The sequence below is a fragment of the Variovorax boronicumulans genome, from assembly GCF_019352895.1.
Lineage (GTDB): Bacteria > Pseudomonadota > Gammaproteobacteria > Burkholderiales > Burkholderiaceae_C > Variovorax > Variovorax boronicumulans_A.
In genome coordinates, this window is the sequence record NZ_JAAAFX010000007.1 from 310,123 (window position 1) to 332,823 (window position 22,701).

A 22,701-nucleotide genomic window follows, 5' to 3' on the forward strand; every position below is an offset into this window, starting at 1 on the left:
GCGGCGTGGGAGTCTGCAGGGAGGGGGACCCCGATTTTAAGCGGCCTGCACGTTTCGCAGTGCTTGTGGGGGCTCCGAGCGATCCGGCATATGGGCCGGAAGGTCGCTCCATCCTGCGTTCAGTTGCTACTTATTTGATAGCAATGACGAAAGAAGATCAGGCGGCGAGTGCCTCTGCCCGGGCAGGCCGCGCGCGCGGCACCGGCATCGGATGCGCCGAGGCCATCGCATCGGCCGCCACCCATTGCGCCTGCGTGACCTGCAGCACCCGCAGCACGCGGTGCGCCGGCGTCTGCAGCAGCAGGCCCAGCCGACGCTCCACCGGCCATCGCAGCACGCGGTGGGACATCAGTCGATGGCCTTTCGCACGGCACCGACGCCCAGCGCTGCCAGCACCAGGAAGACCACGGCCAGCACCAGGAACAGCCCGAACAGGACCTTGGCAATGCCGGCTGCGCCGGCGGCGACGCCGCCGAAGCCAAGGGCGCCTGCGACCAGGGAAACAAGGGCAAAAATGATGGCGTACTTCAGCATGAAAGGCTCCTCAGTGACGGCACTCGCCGCGATGGAGAGCAGCTTAAAAAGGGCCTTCGTCGAGACGGATAGTCGCGCTACGCAAGCCCCCGTAGGACAAAAACGCGAGGCCGAGCCGCTACGATCGGAGGCTGACCGGTGCACCCGAGCACCGGCGCCCGACGCGTGTGCGCCGGACGGTTTTCCCGTCACCCCCTACCTCCTGGAGCATTGCATGAAGCTGTACTACTCGCCCGGCGCCTGTTCGCTGTCGCCCCACATCGCCCTGCACGAAGCCGGCCTCGCCTTCGAACCGGTGCTGGCCAGCACCAAGAGCCACAAGCTGCAGGATGGCACCGACTACTACGGCATCAACCCGCTAGGCTACGTGCCCATGCTCGAGCTCGACGACGGCACGCGCCTGCGCGAAGGCCCGGCCATCGTGCAGTACATCGCCGACATGGTGCCGCTGAAGAACCTCGCGCCCGCCAACGGCACGCTGCCGCGCTACCGCCTGCAGGAGTGGCTGACCTTCATCGGCACCGAAGTGCACAAGGGCTTCAGCCCGTTGTTCAACCCGGCCATGCCCGACGAAGCCAAGACCATCGCCAAGGACCGCCTCGCAACGCGCTTCACCTGGCTCGACAAGGAACTCGAAAGCAAGGCGTACCTGATGGGCGAGCACTTCACCGTGGCCGACGGCTACCTCTTCACCGTGGTCGGCTGGGCCAAGCCCTTGTCCATCGACCTCACGCCCTACCCTCACCTGCAGGCCTGGCATGCCCGCGTGGGCGCGCGCCCTGCGGTGCAGGCCGCCCTCAAGGCCGAAGGCCTGCTGAAGTAAGCCGAGACCCGTCTCCCGGGGCCGATCGCGCAGGCGCAGCGCGGCGGCCCTGCCTAGCAGCAAAGCGACAACCTCACCGCAGCAGGGATGCGGCCCCCGGTTTACGCTGGGCGTCCTTTCCATCCCTGACAAGACGCACCGTGCCCACTCTCTTCGATCCCGTCCAGGCAGGCGACCTGCACCTCGCCAACCGCATCGTCATGGCGCCGCTGACGCGCAACCGTTCGCCTGGCGCCGTGCCGCTGCCCATCACCGCCACCTACTACGCACAGCGCGCCAGCGCCGGCCTGCTGATCACCGAAGCCACGGCCATCAGCCACCAGGGCCAAGGCTACGCCGACGTGCCGGGCCTCTACGGCACCGAGCAGCTCGACGGCTGGAAGCGCGTGACCGACGCGGTGCACGCCAAGGGCGGCAAGATCGTGGTCCAGCTGTGGCACGTGGGCCGCATCTCGCACACCGATCTGCAGCCCGACGGCGGCCAGCCCGTCGCGCCCTCGGCCATCACGGCCAAGAGCAAGACCGTGCTGATCAAGGACGGCGTGGCGAGCTTCGTCGAGACCTCCGAGCCGCGCGCGCTCAAGGCCGAGGAACTGCCGGGCATCGTCCACAGCTACGCGGCCGCGGCACGCAATGCGGTCGAGACCGCGGGCTTCGACGGCGTCGAGGTGCATGGCGCCAACGGCTACCTGCTCGACCAGTTCCTCAAGCGCAACAGCAACCAACGCACCGACGACTACGGCGGCAGCATCGAGAACCGCGCCCGCCTGCTGCTCGAGGCCACGCGTGCCATCGCCGACGCCATCGGCGGCGGCAAGACCGGCATCCGCCTGTCGCCCGTCACGCCCGCCAACGACGTGCACGACGAGGATCCGCAGCCGCTGTTCGAGTACGTGGTCAAGCAGCTCGCCAGCCTGAACCTGGCCTACATCCACATCATCGAAGGCGCCACCGGCGGCCCGCGCGAAATCGAAGACCGTCCTTTCGACTACGAAGCCCTCAAGGCCGCGTACCGCCAGGCCGGCGGTAAGGGTGCCTGGATGGTCAACAACAACTACGACAAGCCCCTGGCCGAGACGGCCGTCAAGGAAGGCGACGACCTGGTGGCCTTCGGCCGCCCCTACATCGCCAACCCGGACCTGGTGCGCCGCCTGCGCGACAACGCGCCGTTGAACCCGCTCGACAAGGCCACGCTCTACGGCGGCGGCGAGAAGGGCTACACCGACTACCCCGCACTGGCCTGAGCGGCCTGCCGCTAGGAGCCATGGCAAGATCCGGCGGACCATTCGTCCGCCCACAGGAGAGAACCGCCATGGCCCGCATTGCGCAACCACAGGCCGCTGCAGGCCTCGTGCCCGCGCCCCCCGCCGCATCCCCCCTCACGCCGCCGTCCGGCATCCCCTGGACGCTGCGGCGCGCCATGGCCGCCGATGCCGCGGCCGTGAGGGCCTGCGTGCACGACGCCTTTCGCCTGTACGTTCCGCGCCTTGGCGTCGAGCCCCGGCCGATGCAGCGTGACTATGTCGAGGCCATCGCCAAGGTGCAGGTGTGGCTCGCCACGCTGCGGGACGAGACGGTGGCCACGCTGCTGCTCGACATGACCGACGAAGGCTTCCTCATCGACGTGATCGCCGTGCAGCCGGCGCACCAGGGCACCGGTGTCGGGCGCGTCCTGCTCGAACACGCGGAGCACGAGGCGGTGCGCCAGGGCCATGCGTCGATCTACCTCTACACCAACGAGAAGATGACCGAGAACCGCGCGCTCTACCAGCGCATCGGTTACGTCGAATACAGGCGCGAGACGCTCGACGGCCGCACGCGCGTGTTCCTGCGCAAGCGCTTGCGGTGAGCACGATGCAGCTCGAGCGCATCCACCATGTGGCCATCATCTGCGGCGACTACGCCGTGTCGAAGCGCTTCTACACCGAGCTGCTCGGGCTGCGCGTGATCGCGGAAAACCACCGCACCGCGCGCGACTCCTACAAGCTCGACCTCGCCCTGCCCGACGGCTCGCAGCTCGAGCTCTTTTCCTTTGCCGGCGCCCCCGCACGGCCTACGCGGCCCGAGGCACAGGGGCTGCGCCACCTGTGCTTCGAAGTGCCGGACGTGCAGGCCGCGGCCGATGAACTGGCAGCCCAGGGCGTTGCCGTCGAACCCTTGCGCGTCGACGAATTCACCGGTCGCCGCTTCGCCTTCTTCGCCGACCCCGACGGCCTTCCGCTCGAACTCTACGAAGCCGCGCCAGCCGGTGCGCTCGATGCGCTGCTGCTGAAACTCGAAGGGGCCTTGCATCTGCGCGAGGTGCGCGCAAGCGCCACGCGGCTGAAGGAACTGCTGGACGAGGATTTTCATGAACTCGGCGCGTCCGGCGCCGCATGGACTCGCGAGGCCATTATCGATGCGTTGCGCAACGAAGCCTTCTCTTCGCGCGAGATGACGGATTTTCGCGTGACCCGGGTGGCGAACGACGTGGCGCTGGCGACCTACCGGGTGCATCGCGACGCGAGCGCCGAACGCCCCGCGGCGGACTCGCTGCGCAGCTCGCTGTGGAAATGCCGTCAGGGTCGGTGGCGCATGGTGTTTCACCAGGGCACGCCGCTGTAGCGCCCTGTGCTGCGCCCTCAGGCCGCGTCGCCGAAGGCCACGCTGACCCGCAGCCCGGTCGGCTCCGCGGCCTCGAGCCGCAGCACCGCCCCCAGCAGCTCCGCATAGCGCGCCACGATCGACAGGCCCAGGCCCGCGCCCTGCCCCAGCTTCTGGCCATCGGGACCCTGGGCCCAGCGTTCCATCAGCGCACGCTGCGCCTCCGACGGAATGCCGGGACCATCGTCCACGACCGACAGCATAGTGCCCGCCAGCTCGACGGTGATGGTGCGGCCGCCGTAGCGCAGCGCGTTGTCGATCAGGTTGTCGAGGATGCCTTCGATCAGCGCGACGCTCGCCTGCACCGTCACCGGCGTGCCCTCGAGGCCACGCGCGCCCAGGTCCACGCCTTGTGCATCGGCCTGTGCCAGGTGCCGCATCACGGCCTGCTCCACCAGGTCGTCCAGGCGCACCGGTTCGCGTCGCAGGGCCGTGCGTCCCTCGTCGGCCAGGGCCAGGCCCAGCAGCTGATCGACCAGATGGCTGGCGCGCGCCTGGCTGGCCGCGATGCGGGTGAGCTGTTCGCGCCAGATGGCGGGCGTGGTCTGCGTGAGGCCGTAGTCGGCCAGCGCGCGGATGCCGGCCAGCGGCGTGCGCAGTTCGTGCGCCACGTTGCCCGCGAACTCGCGCTGCGCACGCACGCTGTGCGCGACCCGCCCGAACAGCGAATTCATCGCGTCGCCCAGCCTTTCGAGTTCGCGTGAACTGTGTGCCACGGGCACGGGCGACAGGTCGTTGACATCGCGCCGCCCCAGCGTCCGCTCGAGCTCGCCCAGGGGGCGCAATTCGCGGTCGATGCGACGCCACAGCCAGGCCGCGAGCAGCGCGAGCAGCAGCAACTGCGGCACCAGCACGTAGGCCAGCAGGCGTTCGACCAGCGCGACGCGCGTGCGCGTGGTCTGCGCCACCAGCACGCGGTAGGGATTCGGTGCCTCGTGGTTGAGCACCACGGCGCGCACCCGCTGCCCCTGGAACACGATGTCGGAGAAGCGGTGATGCGCCTCGCCCTCAGGCACCGGCGCATGCAGGGTCTCGTCGCCGGCCAGCAGGCTGCCGTCGATCTTGCGCACCGCGAAGTGCACGCTCTCGATCTGGTCGAACAGCACCGCCGTGACCTCGCGCGGCGTCAGCAGCAGTTCGATGCCGCTCTCGGTGGCGCGCACGTTGGACGAGACCGCGTAGGCATCGTCGAGCAGCGTGCGGTCGAAGGCCTGCTCGGTGAAGCTGTTGGCCACGACCAGCGCGCTGCCGGTGCCGAGCAGCCAGGTCAGCGCCAGCGGCAGCAGCACGCCGCGCAGGACGCGCCGGGTCAGCGACGGCGCCACGGGCTGCGGCGTCGCCGGGTGCACTAGGCGTCTGCCTCGGTCTCGGCTTCGAGCAGGTAGCCCAGGCCGCGCAAAGTGCGGATGCTGGCGCCGCTGCCGGCCAGCTTCTTGCGCAGCCGCGAGATGAAGGCCTCGAGCGCGTTGTCGCCCAGCGACTCGTCGAAGGTGGACAGCTTGTCCGACAGCGCCCGCTTGCTCACCGTGCGGCCGGGCGGGCTCATGAGCTCCCACAGCACCTCGAACTCGCGTGCCGGCAGGTCGAGCGGCACGCCCGCCACGCCGAAGCGCCGCGCCTTGCGGTCCAGGCGCAGGCCACCCAGCGTGGAGACGTCCTCGGTGCCCTGTGCGCGGCGCACCAGGGCGCGCAGCCGCGCTTCCACCTCGGCCAGGTCGAAAGGCTTGCCGAGATAGTCGTCGGCCCCGGCATCGAGGCCGGCGATGCGTTCGTCGGTGCGGTCGCGCGCCGTCAGCACCAGCACCGGCGTGCGGTCGCCGCGGCCGCGCGCCTGGCGCAGCACGTGCAAGCCGCTGGCCAGGCCACTGGTGCGGCTGGCCGTCAGGGGCAGCGTGAGGTCCAGCAGGACCGCGTCGAACAGCTGCACGCGCCACAGGTGGTCGGCATCTTCCACGTTGGTCGCCAGGTCGACACGGTGGTTGGCATCGCGCAGGCTGCGCAACATCATGTCGCTGAGCACGGCGTCGTCTTCGATCAACAGGATTCGCATGGGGGCAGAAAAGAAAAGGAGAGGCCGCAGGTGCTGCGTTTCTACACCAAGCCTAGCCCTTGTTCGGCCGCCAGCGGCGCAACAGCAACGCATTGGCCATCACGCTCACGCTCGAGGCCGCCATCGCGGCGCCCGCCACCACCGGGCTCAGCAGGCCGAAGGCCGCGAAGGGAATGCCGATCACGTTGTAGGCAAAGGCCCAGAACAGGTTCTGCCGGATCTTCGCCACGGTGCGCGCCGACAGGTCGAGCGCGTCGGCCACCAGGGCCAGGTCGCCGCGCATCAAGGTGATGCCGGCGGCCTCCATCGCCACGTCGGTGCCGTTGGCCATCGCGATGCCCACGTCGGCCGCGGCCAGTGCGGGCGCATCGTTGGCGCCGTCACCCACCATGGCCACCACATGCACCCCGCCCCTTGCGTCGGTGCGCAAGGCCGTCACCTGCGCGGCCTTGTCGGCCGGCAGCACCTCGGCGCGCACGTCCTCGGCCGCGATGCCCACGCGCGCGGCCATGGCCAATGCCGCATGCCGGTTGTCGCCCGAGATCATCACCACGCGCAGGCCGCGGGCCCGCAAGGCCGCCACCGCCTGCGCGGCCTGGGGCTTGGGCTCGTCGCTGAAGGCCAGCAAGGCCTTCACCTGCGGCGCGCCCTCGGCACCGAAGGCCAGCAGCGCCGACACCGTCGCGCCCTGCTGCTGCAGATGCCGGACCACCACGGCGTCGGGCAGCGCCCCCAGCTCCTCGCACCAGCGCAGGCTGGCGATGGCCCATTCCGATGCGCCGACGAAGCCGCGCACACCGCGGCCCGAGGTGGACTGCATGTCGCGCGCCGCCACCGCATCGATGCCCTGCTTTGCCGCTGCGGCGAGCACCGCCTTGGCCAACGGATGGCCACTGCCGCGCTGAAGGCTTGCGGCCACCGCGAGCAGTTCATGCACGTCGCTGCCCGCCGCCGGCACGAACTCGGTCAGCGTGGGCAGGCCGAGCGTCAACGTGCCGGTCTTGTCGAAGGCCACGGTGTCGACCCGGTGGGCGAGCTCCAGCGCACGCGCATCCTTGATCAGGATGCCGCGCTTGGCCGCCACGCCGGTGCCGGCCATCACCGCCACCGGCGTCGCCAGGCCCAGCGCGCAGGGGCAGGCGATCACCAGCACCGCCACCGCGTGGACCAGCGCGGCCTCGGCGCCCGCACCGGCCAGCAGCCAGCCGGCCAGCGTGAGCAGCGCGATCACCAGCACCGCCGGCACGAAGACCGCCGACACCTTGTCGACCAGGCGCTGGATCGGCGCCTTGGCCGCCTGCGCGTCTTCCACCAGCCGGATGATGCGGGCCAGCACGCTCTCGGCGCCGACCGCACGCACCTCGACCACCAGCCGCCCTGCCCCGTTGACCGAGCCGCCGGTGAGCGCATCGCCCGGGCCCTTGGCCACGGGCAGCGGCTCGCCGGTGAGCATCGATTCGTCGACTTCGGACTGGCCTTCGATCACCTGGGCATCGGCCGGCACGCGTTCGCCCGGGCGCACCGCCAGCCGGTCGCCGGCCATGACTTCGGCCAGCGGCACGTCGGTCTCGCTGCGCGGACCGACCAGGTGCGCCAGCTCCGGCCGCAGCTGCTGCAATGCGCGGATGGCCGACGTGGCCTGCCGTTTGGCCCGCGTCTCGAGCCACTTGCCGAGCAACACCAGCGAGATCACCACCGCCGAGGCCTCGAAATAGAGATGCGGCATCTCGCCCGGCCCGGCGCGCCACCAGAGCCACAGCGACAGGCCGAAGGCCGCGCTGGTGCCCAGCGCCACCAGCAGGTCCATGTTGCCGGTGAGCGCGCGCGCCGCATGCCAGCCCGCGCGGTAGAAGCGCGCGCCCAGCCAGAACTGCACGGGCGCGGCCAGCAGCAACTGCCACAGCGGCGGCAGCATCGCATGGATGCCGAAGGGCTCCAGCAGCATCGGCGCGAGCAATGGCGTCGACAGGAGCAGGCCGGCCGCGACCGGGCCGAAGCCCTGCCAGGCCGAATCGCCGGCGGACGCGGCCTGTACCGACTCGGCGCTGCGTGGCTCGTAGCCCGCGCTGCGCACGGCCCGCCGCAGGCGCGCATCGACTTCTACCGACGCGCCCGCATCCAGCGTGATGCGCGCACTCTCGGTGGCCAGATTGACGCTGGCGTCCTTCACGCCGGCCACCTGCTTCAATGCGCGTTCGACGCGCATCACACAGGAGGCGCAGGTCATGCCGCCAACGGCGATGTCCAGGGTTTGCAATGCAGTGTTCATGAGGCAAGACTAAAGGCTCACACCATGGCAAGGTCAAGCATCGAATTCGCTTGACCTTTTCATGGTGTCAAGGTTCACACTGAGGCCTCATTCCATTCATTTCCACAAGGAACACACCATGAGCCAGAAATTCGAAGTCACCGGCATGACCTGCGGCCATTGCGCCAGCACCGTGAAGAACGCACTGCAGAGTGTCGACCCCGAAGCACAGGTCACGATCGACCTGCCGACCGGTCATGTCGACGTGCTGAGCGAACAGCCGCGAACCGACCTGGTGGCCGCGATCGAAAACGCCGGCTACGCGGTGAAGTGAGCAGCGCAGCGTCGGTCGCCGGCAGCGGCGGCCCGTGGAACATCGGCGCGGCGTCCGAGCGCTCGGGCGTGTCGGCGCGCATGGTGCGGCATTACGAAGGCCTGGGCCTGCTCCCCGACGTGGCGCGCACCGAGAGCGGCTACCGCCAGTACACCGAGGCCGACATCCACAGCCTGCAGTTCATCAAGCGCTCGCGCGACCTGGGCTTCTCAATGGAAGAGATCGCCGAACTGGTGGGCCTCTGGCACAACCGCCGGCGTGCCAGCGCGAGCGTGAAGAAGATTGCGCAACGCCACCTCGACGACCTCGAGGAACGCATCGCCAGCATGCAGGCGATGCAGCGCACGCTGTCGCACCTGGTGCATTGCTGCCACGGAGACGGGCGACCCGACTGCCCGATCCTGGATGACCTGGCCGGCCGCTGAGACGAGGCGGAGCCAGAAAGGAGACGGCGTTGCCACACAATCTATTACAAAACAGCCATTGCCGAGGTACGGCCATATTTCTAGTATTTAAGTACTAAAACTTACAACCACTGCCATGGCACACGACGGTCCTTTCGCTACCGACATGGCGCCGTGCCGTGTTGCCGCGGTCTGGCAGCCGATCGAGAAGATCGATGCCGATGACCTGAGTTACGAGCATTTCCTGGAGAAATACATGCGGCCCGGCCGGCCGGTGGTGATCTCCAACGTCGGAAGGCAGTGGGCCGCCATGCGCCAGTGGACACCGGCCTACTTCCAGCAGCGCTTCGGCAGCAAGCCCATGCCGATCGCCTACGACGAGACCCTCCCTTTCGACGAATTCATCGACCGCGTCATCGCCTCGAGTGCCGATGCGCCGGGCCCGTACATGCACCGGTCCTTCCTGCACGAGGTGCTGCCGGAGGTGCTGCCCGACCTGATTCCGCAGAATCCGTATGCCTTCCCCCGCCGCTATGCCAGCCCGCTCATGCCCACGCGCTGGCAGCGGCCCGACGGGTACCTCAAGCTGCTGGTGGGTGGCGTGGGCAGCAAGTTTCCGGTGATGCACTACGACGGCGAAGCCGCGCACGCGGCGATCACCGAGATCTACGGCGACAAGGAATTCATCATGTACGCACCGGAAGACGGGCCGAAGCTTTATCCCAAGCCGGAAAGGCCCAACCAGTCGTCGGTCGACGATCCCGCGATGCAGGATCTCGTGCGCTTCCCCTTGCTGGCGGCTGCGGTCCAGTACCGCACGGTCCTGAAACCGGGCGACATGATCTTCGTGCCTGCAGGCTGGTGGCATGCCGCCCGCGCGCTGTCGGTGTCGATCTCGGTCTGCACCAACATGCTCGACGGCATGCATTGGAACGGACTGACCGCCGACGCCTATGGCACCCCGGACAGCCATCCGGACATGAAGTCACGGCTCAAGCGCTCGTGGATGCGGGGCCTGGGCGTGCTGCTCGACACATTGGAACGGCTGCAGGTCGAAAAGCCGGGCCTGGCTCACAAGCTCGTCTTTCCGGAATGGCTCGCGCCCATGTCCGCGGCCGTCGCGCCCGAACCCTCGCGCCGGCAGATCCACCTTCGTCGACCGACGGACTGACGCGCCCTCCGGATCAGGCCCCGCGCACCATCGAAAGAATCTGTGTGGGGTCGAGGGTGCGCGCCTTCTCCTGGATGGCCGGCAGGTAGCGCACCTGCAGGCCCTGCCCTTCCTTCGTGACGCTGGCATAGGCGTCCTTGAGCATCTGCGTCGACAGGGTCCGGCCCCCCCCGTAGTACCGCTTGGCGACATGGCCCAGTGCATAGGTCGTGGCAAAGCTCATGCCCGAACTCACGGCCTGCTGGCCCACGCCGCGCAGCAGGCCACCGCCCACCTTGCCGAGCAGGCCACCCAGCAACTTGCGGCCGGCCTGCTCGAGGTACTGCGAGGTCAGGCCCACACCCACTGTGGCGATGAAATCCTTCACATGGCCGCTGTCGAGCGCGTAACCATGCGCCTGGCCGATGCGATAGACCAGTTTCATCTGCAGCGGGATGATCGCCATGGTCGAAAGCGTCTCGGGCAGCAGTTCGAGCGCGCCGTTGAGGATCGCGGCATTCAGGATCGACTGGTCGAGCGCGGCCTCGTCCACCGTGGACGTTGCGGCCGGCGTGGCTGTCGGCGCAGTGGATGCGACCGATGCCGTGGCCAATGCCTCAGCCTGCGCCGTGAACTGCGTGGCCTGCTCGGCGTCCAGCCCCAGCGATGAGCGGACGTCCGCGAGGAAAAGACGCTCTGCGTCCGATTGCGCACCATCGGCATCGCACACACAGACCGCCATCTCGTAAGCCAGTTGCCGTGACTCGCTGCTGAGCAGTGCCGCGCTCACGTCCGGCAAGGACACACGCTTCATCAGCACATCCTGGTAGAGCGTGGGCAAGTGCACGCCATCGGCCTGCGACAGGCCCTCGGCGATGCGCTTGATCTCGGCGCGTTCGCGCTCGTGCTTGTCGCCATCGACAAAGGCGGCCAGCAGGCTCAGGGTGACGATGGCGCGGGTTTCGGACGGGTTCACGGTGCTTTCTTTCCTCGGGGATGGGAGACGGGGCGGCGACGTTCAGAAGCCTGGTCGGTCAATGCTGAGGCCGAAGGCGCCTGTTGCCCGCTTTCTCCCCACAAATCTTGGGTAACTCTGTGAATAACTCAGGTGCTTTCTTGTAAGAGCATCGCAAGTCATTGATTTCAAAAGAAAAACAACAGAATGCTCAATCTCTGAGCAGTGGATGTCTTTTTTTTGGAAAAGCGCTTTTCCAGATTTTTCACCCCCTGTCAAAGGACAACCCTGTGGATAATTCGTGCACAACCGGCCTGCCGCTGGCAGTCACCGCCGCGCCAGAGCACTTTTTCTTCCCGCCGACACCGCGCCGCCAGGACGATGCCCACAAGAATTCATGCGCTGCAAGTCCTTGTCACACCAAGGAAATATGGCGCTGTCCACAGACTTGGACTACCACGCTGTTCGAACAATTCGAATGGAAGAAAGAAGAGGCGAGAAAAGGACGAATTTTTTCGCATAAAAACCGCCCGAAGTTCATCCTTCGCCCTGCGATATGCGCGGCCAACGCATTGCGGGCGAAAGCTCGCCAAAGTTTGATCGACTCGCTCACGCCTCGCCACCGTTCCTGGCCGCTGTGCCTCCTCGGATGGTCGTCGTTCCTCAAAACCGATCGCGAGGTCGGCGCCAAGCCTCGGCACCCGGTCCGGGGGGATTCCAGCCCTGGGTCGCCGGCGCCCATCGCGCGCGCACAAGTTATCCGCAGCGCGCCTCAGCCCTCACCTCTTCTCCCCACAAACACTGGGTAACTCTGTGCACAACTCAAGCACTGTCTTGTAAAGCCCCCGCAAGTCCTTGTTTTCAAAGAGAAATACTTAGCTTGCTCTATTTTTAAGCAGTGGATGTCTTTTTCCGGAAAAGTCCTTTCACAGATTTTTCCGGTGCTGTCAAAGGACAACTCTGGGGAAAATTGCGGCACAAGATGACAGTTGTCCACAGACGTCTCGGCACAAGCGAAGTTGTTCGCCGGCGCGGGACACCACCGACGCAGGGCTGCCCACACGCATCGAGAGGGTCCAAGTCCTTGTCACCAAAGAGAAATAGCGGCCTGTCCACAGAAAAGCGGTGCCCTTATCTACTACTACTAATTTAAATAGAAGAAATAAGAGATAGAGACAAGGCGAAATTTTTTTGTTTTTAAAAGGGCCCAGGCTACGCCCTCCTCCTTGCAGGGAGCCAGGGCATCGCCTCGCCGTGACATGGAACGATCACTGGTCGTCAGAGGCTCGTTCTCTCATCGCATCGCGCGCCAGCGCTCCCGTTGGACCGATGGCGGCGCGAAAACCTGCCAACCACCACGGCCACTTGCCCGCCATCCCAGGTCCGGGCCCCCATCAACGTCCGCGCCCTGGAGACGGTCCGTCGTCGGCGCACCGCTCGAAGGGGCCGAGTGCCGAGTTGTTCGCACGCTGCCTGTAAAAGCGGTGTTTCCCCCACAAACACTGGATAACTCTGTTCATAACTCAGGCACTGCTTTGTAAGGGTCTTGCAAGCTGTTGTTTTTAAAGAGAAATCCTTAGGGTGCCTAACAATTGAGCAGTGGATGTCTTTGTGTCGAAAAGTGCTTTCCCAGATTTTTTGGGGGCTGTCAAAGGACAACTCTGTGGAGAATTCCGGCATAAGCCCAAAGTTGTCCACAGACGCTTGTCGCGCGATGGGCAGCGAAGCGATGTCTCCATGGCGTCGTACCCGGGGATCGAGGGGCCTCAAGTCCTTGTCATGGAACAGGAATAGCCGGCTGGCCGCCACAAGATCTCGCCTCTTTTCCGCGCCGGAGCTGACCGAGAGAAGTGAGGGTTGGAGACGTGGCGGCGTCAGGTTCGTTTTTTTGGGCTTTTTTTTGCCTGCGGCACCGGAGCAGCCCCGATGGCTTTCGAGGTACCCACAGCCACCAGGCCGGTCTGCCGATGTGCCGAACAACACAGCGTTTTCCCCACAAAACCTGCGTAACGCTGTGAACAACTCAAGCACTGTTCTGTAGGGAGTTTCTAAGTCGTTGTTTTCAAAAGGAAAACAACAGACTGCTCAAGAATTGAGCAGTGGATGTCTTGAACTCGAAACGACAAATCCCACCCATTTCCCGGCCTTGTCAAAGGATAACTCTGGGGAAAATTCCGGCACAAGAGAGCACTTGTCCACAGAGGCAGCGCCGCTGGCGAAGTTGTTCCTCTGCGCGAGACAGTGCCGAAGCAGGGCTGCGCACATGCTTCGGAGCACCGCAAGTCCTTGTCGTGAAAGGAAAAGAAGGGCCTGTCCACAGAACGGTCGGACCCTCTACTACTACTACTAATTTAAATAAGAGAAATTAGAGATAGAGAGCGCGAAAAATTTCGCCAGAATTTCGTCTTCTGCACGGCAGGGCACGGCGCGCACGGGGTTGCATGAACCATTCGATCGTGGGCGCATCTTTCGGCTCGCTCATGCATCGCGACGGTCGCCTCGGCCGTCGCGCCGGACCCGGCGCTCCTGAGGGTGACAAAGCGCAGCCGAATGCACACTGACACATGAAAAGCGCCCAGAACGACCTGCCGCGGCGACGTGCGGGTCCGAAAAGACGTATTTCTCCCCACAAACGCTGGGTAACACTGTGAATAACTTAGGTGCTTTCTTGTAAGGCCGACGCAAGTCCTTGTTTTCAAAGGAAAAACAACAGAATGCTCAATCCTTGAGCAGGGATGTCCCGGCCACCGCATCGCCCTTTCCCAGAATTTTCGGGCGCTGTCAAAGGACAAAGTTGGGGAAAATTTCATGGTGAAGGCGCGGTTGTGCACAGCGCGGCCGCAGCGGCCCAAGTTGTCCCTGCGGCCGCGACAGCACCGGCACCCAGCTGCACACATGCATGGCCGAACCGCAAGTCCTTGTCACATCACGAAAATAAAGACCTGTCCACAGACAGCGTGCGGCCCTTATCTACTACTATTAATTTGAATTAAAGAAATAAAAGAGAAGACAAGGGGCAACTTGCAACGCAAAAAATCACGCGTTTCGCCGTGCGGCGCCGCCATCGGCCGCAAAAAACCTCGTTGCCGAGCCTGGGCGGCCCGGTGCATCGCTACCATTCCCCGCATGAACGCCGCTCCCCTCGCCTTCAACTCCCGCATCTTGATCGCGGAAGACGAGCCGGGCATCGCCGACACGCTGCAGTACGTGCTGCGCAGCGACGGTTTTGCGCCCATCTGGTGCCCGACGGCCCAGGAAGCCATCGCGCAATTCAGCCGCGAGGCCCCGGCGCTGGCCATCCTGGACGTGGGTCTGCCCGATCTCAACGGCTTCGAACTCTTCAAGCGCCTGCAGGCGCTGCCGGGCGGCTCGGCCGTTCCGATGATCTTTCTGACGGCGCGCAGCGACGAGATCGACCGGGTGGTCGGCCTGGAGTTGGGTGCCGACGACTACATTGCCAAGCCCTTTTCGCCTCGCGAGCTCGTGGCACGGGTCAGAACGGTGCTCAGACGCAGCGCGCGGGGGTCAAACGCGACGCCCGCACCCCCGCCTGCCCCAGGGGCTTCCAGCGCGCCACAGCCCTTCCTGCTCGATGGGGAGCGCCGCCAGATCCGTTACTACGGTCGTGCGCTGGACCTCTCGCGCTACGAATACGGCCTGCTGTGCCTGTTCGTGCAGCGGCCGGGACGCGTCTACACCCGCGACGAACTGCTGGAGATGGTCTGGGACGACCCGGGCGACAGCTTCGACCGCACGGTCGACGCCCACATCAAGACCCTGCGCGCCAAGCTCAAGGCGATCGCGCCCGAGGTCGAGCCGATCCGCACGCTGCGCGGCACCGGCTATGCGCTGAACGAAGAATTGCCGGCGACGCCTTGAGCCTGCGCATGAGCCGACGCAGCCGCATCTTTCTCGGCATCCTCCTGATCTACGCCGCAGGCATCGCCTTCCTGCTCTACCGCGTGGTCGGCGACATCGATCCGCGCTACCGCGAGTCGGCCGAGGAGTCGCTGGTCGACACCTCGCAGTTCATGGCCAGCCTGATCGAGCAGGACGTGATCGCCGGCGCCATCAACACCGCGCGGCTCGAACCGCTGTTCCGCTCGGTCTATGCGCGCCAGTTCTCGGCGCAGATCTACAACCTGCACAAGAACCGCGTCGAGTTGCGCGTCTATGTGACCGACCGCACCGGCCGGGTGCTCTTCGACTCGCTGGGCCGTGCCACCGGCGCCGACTACTCGCGCTGGATCGACGTCAGCCGCGCGCTGGCCGGCGTCTACGGCGCACGCACCTCGCGCGACGTCGAGGTCGATCCGCGCACCTCGGTGATGTACGCGGGCGCGCCGATCCGCTGGAACAACGAGATCGTCGGCATGGTCAGCGTGGGCAAGCCGGTGCAGAGCTTCGGCCAGTTCGTCGAGGATGCGCGCGCCCGCACGCTGTGGGTCGGCGTCGGCTCGGCCTTCGCGCTGCTGGTGCTGGCGATCATCGTGTCGGTCTGGCTGGTGCGGCCCTTCGGGCTGATCTCCGACTACGTGCGCTGGACCCGCGCGCAGAAGAGCCTGAGCCTGACCCGCATGGCGCGGCGCGCGCTCGACGCGCTGCGCGGCGGCTTCGGCGAGATGCGCGACGCGCTCACCGGCCGCAACTACGTGGCCGACTACGTGCAGACCTTCACGCATGAAGTGAAGAGCCCGCTGTCGGCGATCCGCGGCGCGGCCGAACTGCTACAGGAGCCGTCGATGCCGCAGCACGAACGCGAGCACTTCCTGGCCAACATCGAACGCGAGACCCGGCGCATCCAGGAGATCGTCGACCGCATGATGGAACTCACCGCGCTGGAAACGCGCCGCACGCTCGAACGCACGCAACCCGTGGCACTCGCCACGCTGCTCGACGAACTCGTGGCCAGCGCGCAGGGTGCGGCCACGGCGCGCGGCGTGCGCGTAGCGCTCGACCTGCGCGCCACGCCACTGACGGAAGGCGACCCCTTCCTGCTGCGCCGCGCGGTGAGCAACCTGCTCGACAACGCCATCGATTTCTCGCCGGCCGGCAGCACCGTGCTGCTGAGCCTCGAAGCTGACGCCAAACAGGCGCGCGTCGCCGTGCGCGACCACGGCCCGGGCATTCCCGACTACGCGCGCGACAAGGTGTTCGAGAAGTTCTATTCGCTGGCCCGCCCCAACGGCCAGAAGAAGAGCACCGGCCTGGGCCTGGCTTTCGTCAAGGAGATCGCGGCATTGCACCGCGGGCGCATCGAGCTGGCCAACGCCAAGGGCGGCGGGGCGATCGCGGTGCTGACGCTGCCGCTGAGTTCAGGGCACTGAACTCGGCGGCAAACGCTAGCGGAACATGTCGAGGATGCTCTTGCGTTCCTCGTTCGACGGTGGCGTGCCGATCGGCGCGCCCGTGAGCGTTTCGGCCGGTGGCGTGTCGCCGTCGTCCATGCCCAGCGTCGCCACGCTGTGGCCAGGCGTGAAGTCGTCGAAGTACCAGGTGCCGTCGATCTGCACCAGGCCCTCGGGCGCGGTCGGCTCGACCACCGGCGTGCCCTGTAGCGCAGTCTTCATGAAACCGGTCCACACCGGCAGGCTCAGGCTGCCGCCGGTCTCGCCGCGCACGCCCAGGCGGCGCGGCATGTCGTAGCCGATCCAGGCCACGCCCACCAGGCCGGGCTGGAAGCCGGCGAACCAGGTGTCGAGCGAATCGTTGGTGGTGCCGGTCTTGCCGTAGAGGTCGTCGCGGCGCAGCGCCTGCCAGGCCTTGCTGCCGGTGCCGCCCTTCATCACGCTGTTGAGCAGCGTGTTCATCACGAAGGCGTTGCGCGCCGGGATGGCGCGCGTCGATTCGTCCAGCACCGGTGGCGCGTTCTCGGTGAGCACGCGGTCGCGGGCATCGGTGACGCGCGTGATGAGCTGCGGGCTCACGCGGTAGCCGCCGTTGGCGAACACCGCATAGGCCGCGGCCATCTGCATCGGCGTCACCGAACCCGCGCCCAGGGCCATCGGCAGGTTGGCCGGCTGCTTCTCGCGCTCGAAGCCGAAGCGCGTGACCCAGTCCTGTGCGTAGGAAGGGCTGATCGACTGCATCACGCGCAAGGTCACCATGTTCTTGGAAGCCATCAACGCACTGCGCAGACTCATCGGCCCTTCGAAGGTGCCTTCGAAGTTCTTCGGCTCCCAGGCCTGCCCGCCATTGGCCGCCGCATCGAAGGCCAGCGGCGCGTCGTTCACCACGGTGGTGGGCGTGAAGCCCTTCTCCAGCGCGGCCGAATAGATGAAGGGCTTGAAGCTCGAACCTGGCTGGCGCCAGGCCTGCGTCACGTGGTCGAACTTGCTCTTGCCGAAATCGAAGCCGCCCACCAGCGCCTTGACCGCGCCGTTGCGCGGGTCGAGCGCCACGAACGCGCCTTCGACTTCGGGCAACTGCGTGATCTCCCAATCGTCCTTCGCGCCCTTGGCGACGCGGATCACCGCGCCACGCACCAGCCGCAGCGTTGCAGGCGCCTTGTCCGAGAGCGCGGCGCGCGCGGGCTGAAGGCCCTCGCCCGAGAGGGTCAGCAGGTCGCCGTTGGCACGCACCGCCACCAGGTTCTTGGCACTGGCCGACAGCACCACGGCGGCGATCACGTCACCGTTGTCGGGATGGTCGGCCAGGGCGTCCTCGACCGCCTCGTCGAGCGCATTGGCTTCGGTCGGCAGGTCGACGAAGGCCTCGGGGCCGCGGTAGGGCTGGCGCCGCTCGTAGTCGAGGATGCCCTTGCGCAAGGAGCGGTAGGCGGCCGTCTGGTCGGCCGCGACCAGCGTGGTGTAGGCCTTGAGTCCGCGCGTGTAGGTGCTGTCGCCGTACTGCGCGAACAGCGTGCGCCGCACCGACTCGGCCACGTATTCGGCGTGCAGTTGCCGCGGGTCGGCGGCGTCGCGCAGCTGCAGCGGCTCCGTGGCTGCCTCGCTGGCTTGCGCGGCGGTGATCGCGCCGGTCTCCTGCATGCGCGCGAGCACGTGCAATTGGCGCGTGCGTGCTCGGCGCGGATTGCTCATCGGGTTGGCGCTGCGCGGCGCCTTCGGCAGGCCGGCCAGCATCGCGGCTTCGGCGATCGTGATGTCCTTGAGCGGCTTGCCGAAGTAGGCCTCGGATGCGGCGGCAAAGCCGTAGGACCGTTGGCCCAGGTAGATCTGGTTCAGGTAGATCTCGAGGATCTGGCCCTTGCTCAGCTGCCGCTCCAGCCGCAGGGCCAGCAGGGCTTCGGAAACCTTGCGGGTGTAGGTCTGTTCCGAGCTCAGGTAGACGTTGCGCGCCACCTGCTGTGTGATGGTCGATGCACCCTGGCGTGTGCCGTGGCGCAGGTTCGACAGCAGCGCGCGTGCGATGCCCTTGGCGTCGATGCCGCCGTGCTCGTAGAAGCGCGCATCCTCGACGGCCAGCACCGCGTCCTTGAGCACCTTGGGCACGGCATCGATGGGCACCAGCTGGCGTCGTTCTTCACCGAACTCGCCGATCAGCTGGCCATCGGCCGTGTAGACCCGCAACGGCAGCTTGGGTTGGTAGTCGGCCAGGGCCGAGACGTCGGGCAGCTTCGCGTCGATGGTGCGCAAGGCGATGCCGCCCGCGGCGAGCAGCACCACGACGGCCGCCGCGCCGGCGATGGCACCGATGCGCAGCGTGCGGCGGCGCCGTGCCGCGCGATCGGAGGGAATGGGAGAAGGAAGAGAAGCCATCGGGAGTTCGGGAGATCAGCGCGGGGTCGGCTCGGTCGGAGTCGCCGCGGGGCGCATCGGTTCCTGGCTTTCCGGGAGTACCTGGGTATTGCTGCGCGAAAGCGCATACCAGTCGACCTTGCGGGTTGCAAGCATCAGGGCGGCCAGCATACCGAAGGTCAGCAGGGCGCCCAGTAACAGCGCGTTGCTTTCCGAGGCCAGCAGGCCGTAGAGCGCGGCGTAGAGCACCGCCACATAGGCGCCGAAGCCCGCGCCGCGCCGCCAGCCGCCCAGTGCGGCGCTGAAGTAGATGGCCAGCAGCGCCACGCTCGCGCCCGCCGCGGCCGCATACGCGAGGCCGAACGCGAGCTTCTCGGACAAGGCGAGCAGCAGCAGGAAGAACAGCGCGATCGACAGGCCGACCAGGCCGTACTGCACCGTGTGCAGGCGCAGCCGGCCGAACAGCTCGGCCATGAAGGCGGCCATCAGCACCAGGCCGATGAACAGCGCGCCGTATTTGCCGGCGCGCGTGGACATCGCATAGACGTTCAGCGGCTGGGCCAGCGAGACGTCGAAGGTCTGCAGCGGGCCGGCCGGCGGCGCGGCATGCGTGGTCGATGCCATGGCCTCGACCGAGACCGAATCCCCGCGGGCCGGCGCGGCGCGCGCCACCTCGACCGCCGAAGCGCTGGCCGTGGCACGGTCGTCGAGCCAGCCCGCGCGCACCTGCTCGCGCGCCGAGCTCACCAGCGAAGACACGCGCCAGCGTGCATCGAAGCCCTTGGCGTCGACGCTGCGTTCGGCCGCGAGGAAGCGGCCGCCGAAGCGCGGATGCGCCCAGGGCGACTGCAGGTGCGCGGTGGTCTCGTCGGCGATGGGCACCAGCGACAGCGTCTCCTGCCCGACCACGCCGATCTTCATCTCGAAGGGCAGCGGCTTGCCGTCGAGCCAGGCCGTGAGCGCCGCGCCGCCGAGCGGTGCGTGGATGCCGGCGCCGAAGGCCTGCTCCGACAGGCCGGGCATGCGCTGCGCGAAGCGCAGCGTCTCGCCCTGCATGGTGAGCGTTGGCGAGCCGTCGAGGCCGCGCAGGTCGCTCAGGTTGAACACCACGTAGGGCGTGCGGAACTCCAGGTTGGTGTTCGGACCCAGGCGCTGCACCTTGCGCGATTCAAAGGGCGCGAAGCCGCCGCTCAGCGTGGCGTCGAGGGCATAGAACGGGATCTTGAAGATGCCCCGGTAGCGTTCCTGCGGCGCGAGCGCGCCTTCGATGTGCAGCTTGTCGGGGAACACCAGGTGCACGCGCTGGGCGCTGCGCTGCACGGTGCCGATCTCCTTGCCGCTGCTGTTGCGCTGCAGTTCGTTCCAGCGTTCGGTGTAGGGCACCACCAGTACCGGGCCGATCACGGTCTGCGGGCCGGTGTAGGTGCTCGCGAGTTCCTCGGCGGCCTCGCGCTGGCTGTCGCCACGGCCGCGGTTGAGCGTGTCGATCTCGCTGAGCGGAATGCACAGCAGCAAGGTCAGCACGATCAGCCCGAGCACCTTGGTCAGGATGGAGTTGCGGAGCATCTGAAAGAACATGTTGTTGTCCCCTGGGGGCGAAGGCCTTGGTGGCGATGCACCGATGCTCGCTTCGGCGTTGGAAGGCCGTATGAAGGCGTCGCGCACGCAGACTTCACGCAGACTTCACACAGCACGCCGTCCCTTCGCACCGCCTTCCCCTGCGCGTCCGACAGTCCTTCCTGTGCCCCCGCCAAGGGGATCGCAGCAAGCAAGCATTCAAGAAGGAACGACGCCATGCAACACCACACTTCGCGACCCGGACGCTGGCTCTGGGCCGGCACCCTGGCCCTGGCCACCACCGCTTTCGTGGCGCTCACCGCGCAGCCGCTGCATGCGCAGGAGGCCGCGCCGCGCGAGAAGACCGAGAGCCCGTATTTCTTCGTCAAGAGCGATGACCCGGCGGTCGACCAGCTGCCGCTGAAGAACACCGCGGTCGACGTGAAGATATCCGGCGTGATCGCCGATGTGACGGTCACGCAGACCTACCGCAACGAAGGCCAGCGTGCGATCGAGGCGCGCTATGTGTTCCCCGGTTCGACCAAGGCCGCGGTCAACGGACTCAACGTGCGACTGGGTGATCGCCTGATCACCGCGCAGATCCGCGAGAAGCAGCAGGCGCGCATCGAGTACGACGCGGCCAAGAAGGAAGGCAAGACCGCGGCGCTGCTCGAACAGCACCTGCCCAACGTGTTCCAGATGAACGTGGCCAACATCCTGCCCAACGACGAGGTCAAGGTCGAACTGCGCTACACCGAACTGCTGGTGCCCAACGCCGGCAACTACCAGTTCGTGTTTCCCACCGTGGTGGGCCCGCGCTACCGCAGCCCGGCGGCGGCGGAAAGCTCGCCGTTGCGCAACGTCGCGCAGCCCGTGCTGCATGCGGGCGTGCCGTCGAGCGCAGGCTTCCAGCTCAAGGTCGCGCTCGACACGCCCATGGGCTTGAAGGAAGTGCGCTCGGCCACGCATGCGATCGATGTGAAGAAGAGCGATGCCGACCGCCATGCGAGTGTCGCGCTCACTGCCACGCCGGAGTCCGCCTCGAACCGCGACTTCGTGCTCGACTACCGGTTGGCTGGCGAGAAGATCGAATCGGGCCTGATGCTCTACAAGGGCCAGGGCGAAGGCGCGGAGAACTTCTTCCTCGCAATGGTCGAGCCGCCCAAGTCGGTGGCGGCCAGCGCGATCTCGCCGCGCGACTACATCTTCGTGGTCGACATCTCGGGCTCGATGCACGGCTTTCCGCTGGACACCGCCAAGACCGTGCTCGAACGCCTGATCGGCGGCCTGCGCCCGAGCGACACCTTCAACGTGATGCTGTTCTCGGGCAGCAACAAAATGCTGTCGCCGAAGTCGGTGCCGGCCTCGCGCGCCAACATCGAGCAGGCGCTGGCCACCATCAAGAACTACAGCGGCAGCGGCAGCACCGAGCTGATCCCGGCCCTCAAGCGCGTCTATGCCGAACCCAAGGCACCCAATGTGTCGCGCACCGTGGTGGTGGTGACCGACGGCTATGTCGACGTCGAACGCGAGGCCTTCGACCTCGTGCGCCGCAACCTCTCCAAGGCCAACCTGTTCGCCTTCGGCATCGGTTCTTCCGTGAACCGCCACCTGATGGAAGGCCTGGCACGCGCCGGCATGGGCGAGCCCTTCATCATCACCGACCCGATCCAGGCGCCCGAGCAGGCCGCGCGCTTCCGCCGCATGGTCGAGTCGCCGGTGCTGACCAATGTGCGTGCCACCTTCGGCGGCCTCGACGTGTACGACGTCGAGCCGAGCGTGTTGCCCGACGTGCTGGGCGAGCGTCCGGTGATCGTGTTCGGCAAGTGGCGCGGCGAAGCCCGCGGCCGCGTGGTGATCGAAGGCCAGAGCGCCAGCGGACCCTACCGCGAAGAGGTCGAGATCGATGGCCGAACGCCGCAGAACGCCGCCGCGCTGCGCTCCTTGTGGGCACGCCACCGCATCGCGGCGCTCAGCGACCAGGAATCGCTCGAAGGCGGCGACGCCTTCGCCAAGCGCATCACCGAGCTGGGCCTGAAGTACAGCCTGCTCACGCAGTACACCAGCTTCATCGCGGTCGACAAGGTGGTGCGCAACCCGGCGCCGCAGAACGCGGCCGGCGTCGACCAGCCTTCGCCGCTGTCCAAGGGCGTGGAAGACAGCGCGGTGGGCCAGGCCCTGGGCGCCGAGGTGCCCAGCACGCCCGAACCCGAGATGCTGGGCGCGGTGGCCGTGGTGCTCGCGATGCTGGCCATGCTGCGCCGCCGCGCGCGCCGCAACGACACGCGTCGTTTCACATCCTGAGC

General features: G+C 66.8%; 18 protein-coding genes. 10 read left to right on the forward strand and 8 right to left on the reverse strand.

Annotation, left to right across the window (positions count from 1 at the left end):
• Nucleotides 1-157 precede the first annotated feature (157 nt).
• Nucleotides 158-349, reverse strand: coding sequence for a hypothetical protein (locus K0H49_RS16440; protein ID WP_219215538.1), 192 nt, complete (start codon nt 347-349; stop codon nt 158-160).
• Nucleotides 349-534 carry a DUF1328 family protein gene (locus K0H49_RS16445; RefSeq protein WP_183028484.1) on the reverse strand — a complete coding sequence of 62 codons (186 nt, stop codon included), beginning with the start codon at nt 532-534 and terminating at the stop codon, nt 349-351. The genes K0H49_RS16440 and K0H49_RS16445 overlap by 1 nt, the downstream gene beginning before the upstream one ends.
• Before the next feature lie 214 nt (nt 535-748).
• Between K0H49_RS16445 and gstA the strand changes: the two genes are divergently transcribed.
• The 4 genes from gstA to gloA2 all read left to right on the forward strand — a co-directional run bounded on the left by gstA (nt 749) and on the right by gloA2 (nt 3,961).
• Complete coding sequence (gene gstA / locus K0H49_RS16450) at nt 749-1,357, forward strand: glutathione transferase GstA (protein ID WP_219214641.1); 609 nt, start codon at nt 749-751, stop codon at nt 1,355-1,357.
• A gap of 140 nt (nt 1,358-1,497) precedes the next feature.
• On the forward strand, nt 1,498-2,601 hold the full coding sequence (locus tag K0H49_RS16455; protein ID WP_219214643.1) for an alkene reductase: 1,104 nt from the start codon (nt 1,498-1,500) through the stop codon (nt 2,599-2,601).
• Between the two features lie 68 nt (nt 2,602-2,669).
• On the forward strand, nt 2,670-3,206 hold the full coding sequence (locus K0H49_RS16460) for a GNAT family N-acetyltransferase (protein ID WP_219214646.1): 537 nt from the start codon (nt 2,670-2,672) through the stop codon (nt 3,204-3,206).
• 5 nt (nt 3,207-3,211) lie between these two features.
• Nucleotides 3,212-3,961, forward strand: a complete 750-nt coding sequence (gloA2, locus tag K0H49_RS16465) for an SMU1112c/YaeR family gloxylase I-like metalloprotein (RefSeq protein WP_219214649.1) — start codon at nt 3,212-3,214, stop codon at nt 3,959-3,961.
• 17 nt (nt 3,962-3,978) lie between these two features.
• Here the strand turns inward: gloA2 and K0H49_RS16470 are convergent, their stop codons facing one another.
• From K0H49_RS16470 to K0H49_RS16480, 3 genes are read right to left on the reverse strand one after another with little or no spacing between them, the layout of a single operon-like run.
• Nucleotides 3,979-5,325: a sensor histidine kinase gene (locus K0H49_RS16470; RefSeq protein WP_374122368.1), complete on the reverse strand. Its 1,347-nt coding sequence runs from the start codon at nt 5,323-5,325 to the stop codon at nt 3,979-3,981.
• A gap of 23 nt (nt 5,326-5,348) precedes the next feature.
• Complete coding sequence (locus K0H49_RS16475; protein WP_219214654.1) at nt 5,349-6,050, reverse strand: response regulator transcription factor; 702 nt, start codon at nt 6,048-6,050, stop codon at nt 5,349-5,351.
• A 52-nt stretch (nt 6,051-6,102) separates the two neighbouring features.
• Nucleotides 6,103-8,319 carry a heavy metal translocating P-type ATPase gene (locus K0H49_RS16480; RefSeq protein ID WP_219214657.1) on the reverse strand — a complete coding sequence of 739 codons (2,217 nt, stop codon included), beginning with the start codon at nt 8,317-8,319 and terminating at the stop codon, nt 6,103-6,105.
• Nucleotides 8,320-8,437: 118 nt separating this feature from the next.
• On the opposite strand from K0H49_RS16480, the gene K0H49_RS16485 reads away from it, so the two are divergent.
• The 3 genes from K0H49_RS16485 to K0H49_RS16495 all read left to right on the forward strand — a co-directional run bounded on the left by K0H49_RS16485 (nt 8,438) and on the right by K0H49_RS16495 (nt 10,207).
• The gene (locus K0H49_RS16485; protein ID WP_219214660.1) at nt 8,438-8,632 is read left to right on the forward strand and encodes a heavy-metal-associated domain-containing protein; all 195 of its coding nucleotides are present in this window, start codon (nt 8,438-8,440) and stop codon (nt 8,630-8,632) included.
• Nucleotides 8,629-9,057: a Cu(I)-responsive transcriptional regulator gene (gene cueR, locus K0H49_RS16490; protein WP_219214663.1), complete on the forward strand. Its 429-nt coding sequence runs from the start codon at nt 8,629-8,631 to the stop codon at nt 9,055-9,057. Before K0H49_RS16485 ends, cueR begins: the two co-directional genes overlap by 4 nt.
• 115 nt (nt 9,058-9,172) lie before the next feature.
• Nucleotides 9,173-10,207, forward strand: a complete 1,035-nt coding sequence (locus K0H49_RS16495) for a cupin-like domain-containing protein (RefSeq protein WP_219214666.1) — start codon at nt 9,173-9,175, stop codon at nt 10,205-10,207.
• A 13-nt stretch (nt 10,208-10,220) separates the two neighbouring features.
• Here K0H49_RS16495 and K0H49_RS16500 read toward each other — a convergent pair whose 3' ends face one another.
• Nucleotides 10,221-11,162, reverse strand: a complete 942-nt coding sequence (locus tag K0H49_RS16500; protein WP_219214668.1) for a YcjF family protein — start codon at nt 11,160-11,162, stop codon at nt 10,221-10,223.
• A 3,105-nt stretch (nt 11,163-14,267) separates the two neighbouring features.
• Here K0H49_RS16500 and creB point away from each other — a divergent pair.
• Together creB and creC are read left to right on the forward strand one after the other, a co-directional pair.
• Entirely contained in the window at nt 14,268-15,020 is a 753-nt protein-coding gene (creB, locus tag K0H49_RS16505) for a two-component system response regulator CreB (RefSeq protein WP_219214670.1), read from the forward strand.
• Between the two features lie 8 nt (nt 15,021-15,028).
• Nucleotides 15,029-16,468, forward strand: coding sequence for a two-component system sensor histidine kinase CreC (gene creC / locus K0H49_RS16510; protein WP_219214671.1), 1,440 nt, complete (start codon nt 15,029-15,031; stop codon nt 16,466-16,468).
• Nucleotides 16,469-16,483: 15 nt separating this feature from the next.
• Here the strand turns inward: creC and K0H49_RS16515 are convergent, their stop codons facing one another.
• The gene (locus tag K0H49_RS16515) at nt 16,484-18,859 is read right to left on the reverse strand and encodes a penicillin-binding protein 1A (protein WP_219214674.1); all 2,376 of its coding nucleotides are present in this window, start codon (nt 18,857-18,859) and stop codon (nt 16,484-16,486) included.
• Between the two features lie 15 nt (nt 18,860-18,874).
• On the reverse strand, nt 18,875-20,404 hold the full coding sequence (gene creD / locus K0H49_RS16520) for a cell envelope integrity protein CreD (RefSeq protein WP_257624924.1): 1,530 nt from the start codon (nt 20,402-20,404) through the stop codon (nt 18,875-18,877).
• 228 nt (nt 20,405-20,632) lie between these two features.
• Between creD and K0H49_RS16525 the strand changes: the two genes are divergently transcribed.
• Entirely contained in the window at nt 20,633-22,699 is a 2,067-nt protein-coding gene (locus tag K0H49_RS16525) for a VIT and vWA domain-containing protein (RefSeq protein WP_219214678.1), read from the forward strand.
• Nucleotides 22,700-22,701 lie beyond the last annotated feature (2 nt).

Coding starts and splice junctions, on each gene's coding strand:
- K0H49_RS16440 (WP_219215538.1), bottom strand. CDS start 349: ATGTCCCACCGCGTGCTGCGATGGCCGGTGGAGCGTCGGCTGGGCCTG.
- K0H49_RS16445 (WP_183028484.1), bottom strand. CDS start 534: ATGCTGAAGTACGCCATCATTTTTGCCCTTGTTTCCCTGGTCGCAGGC.
- gstA (WP_219214641.1), top strand. CDS start 749: ATGAAGCTGTACTACTCGCCCGGCGCCTGTTCGCTGTCGCCCCACATC.
- K0H49_RS16460 (WP_219214646.1), top strand. CDS start 2,670: ATGGCCCGCATTGCGCAACCACAGGCCGCTGCAGGCCTCGTGCCCGCG.
- gloA2 (WP_219214649.1), top strand. CDS start 3,212: ATGCAGCTCGAGCGCATCCACCATGTGGCCATCATCTGCGGCGACTAC.
- K0H49_RS16475 (WP_219214654.1), bottom strand. CDS start 6,050: ATGCGAATCCTGTTGATCGAAGACGACGCCGTGCTCAGCGACATGATG.
- K0H49_RS16480 (WP_219214657.1), bottom strand. CDS start 8,319: ATGAACACTGCATTGCAAACCCTGGACATCGCCGTTGGCGGCATGACC.
- K0H49_RS16485 (WP_219214660.1), top strand. CDS start 8,438: ATGAGCCAGAAATTCGAAGTCACCGGCATGACCTGCGGCCATTGCGCC.
- K0H49_RS16495 (WP_219214666.1), top strand. CDS start 9,173: ATGGCACACGACGGTCCTTTCGCTACCGACATGGCGCCGTGCCGTGTT.
- creB (WP_219214670.1), top strand. CDS start 14,268: ATGAACGCCGCTCCCCTCGCCTTCAACTCCCGCATCTTGATCGCGGAA.
- creC (WP_219214671.1), top strand. CDS start 15,029: ATGAGCCGACGCAGCCGCATCTTTCTCGGCATCCTCCTGATCTACGCC.
- K0H49_RS16515 (WP_219214674.1), bottom strand. CDS start 18,859: ATGGCTTCTCTTCCTTCTCCCATTCCCTCCGATCGCGCGGCACGGCGC.
- creD (WP_257624924.1), bottom strand. CDS start 20,404: ATGCTCCGCAACTCCATCCTGACCAAGGTGCTCGGGCTGATCGTGCTG.
- K0H49_RS16525 (WP_219214678.1), top strand. CDS start 20,633: ATGCAACACCACACTTCGCGACCCGGACGCTGGCTCTGGGCCGGCACC.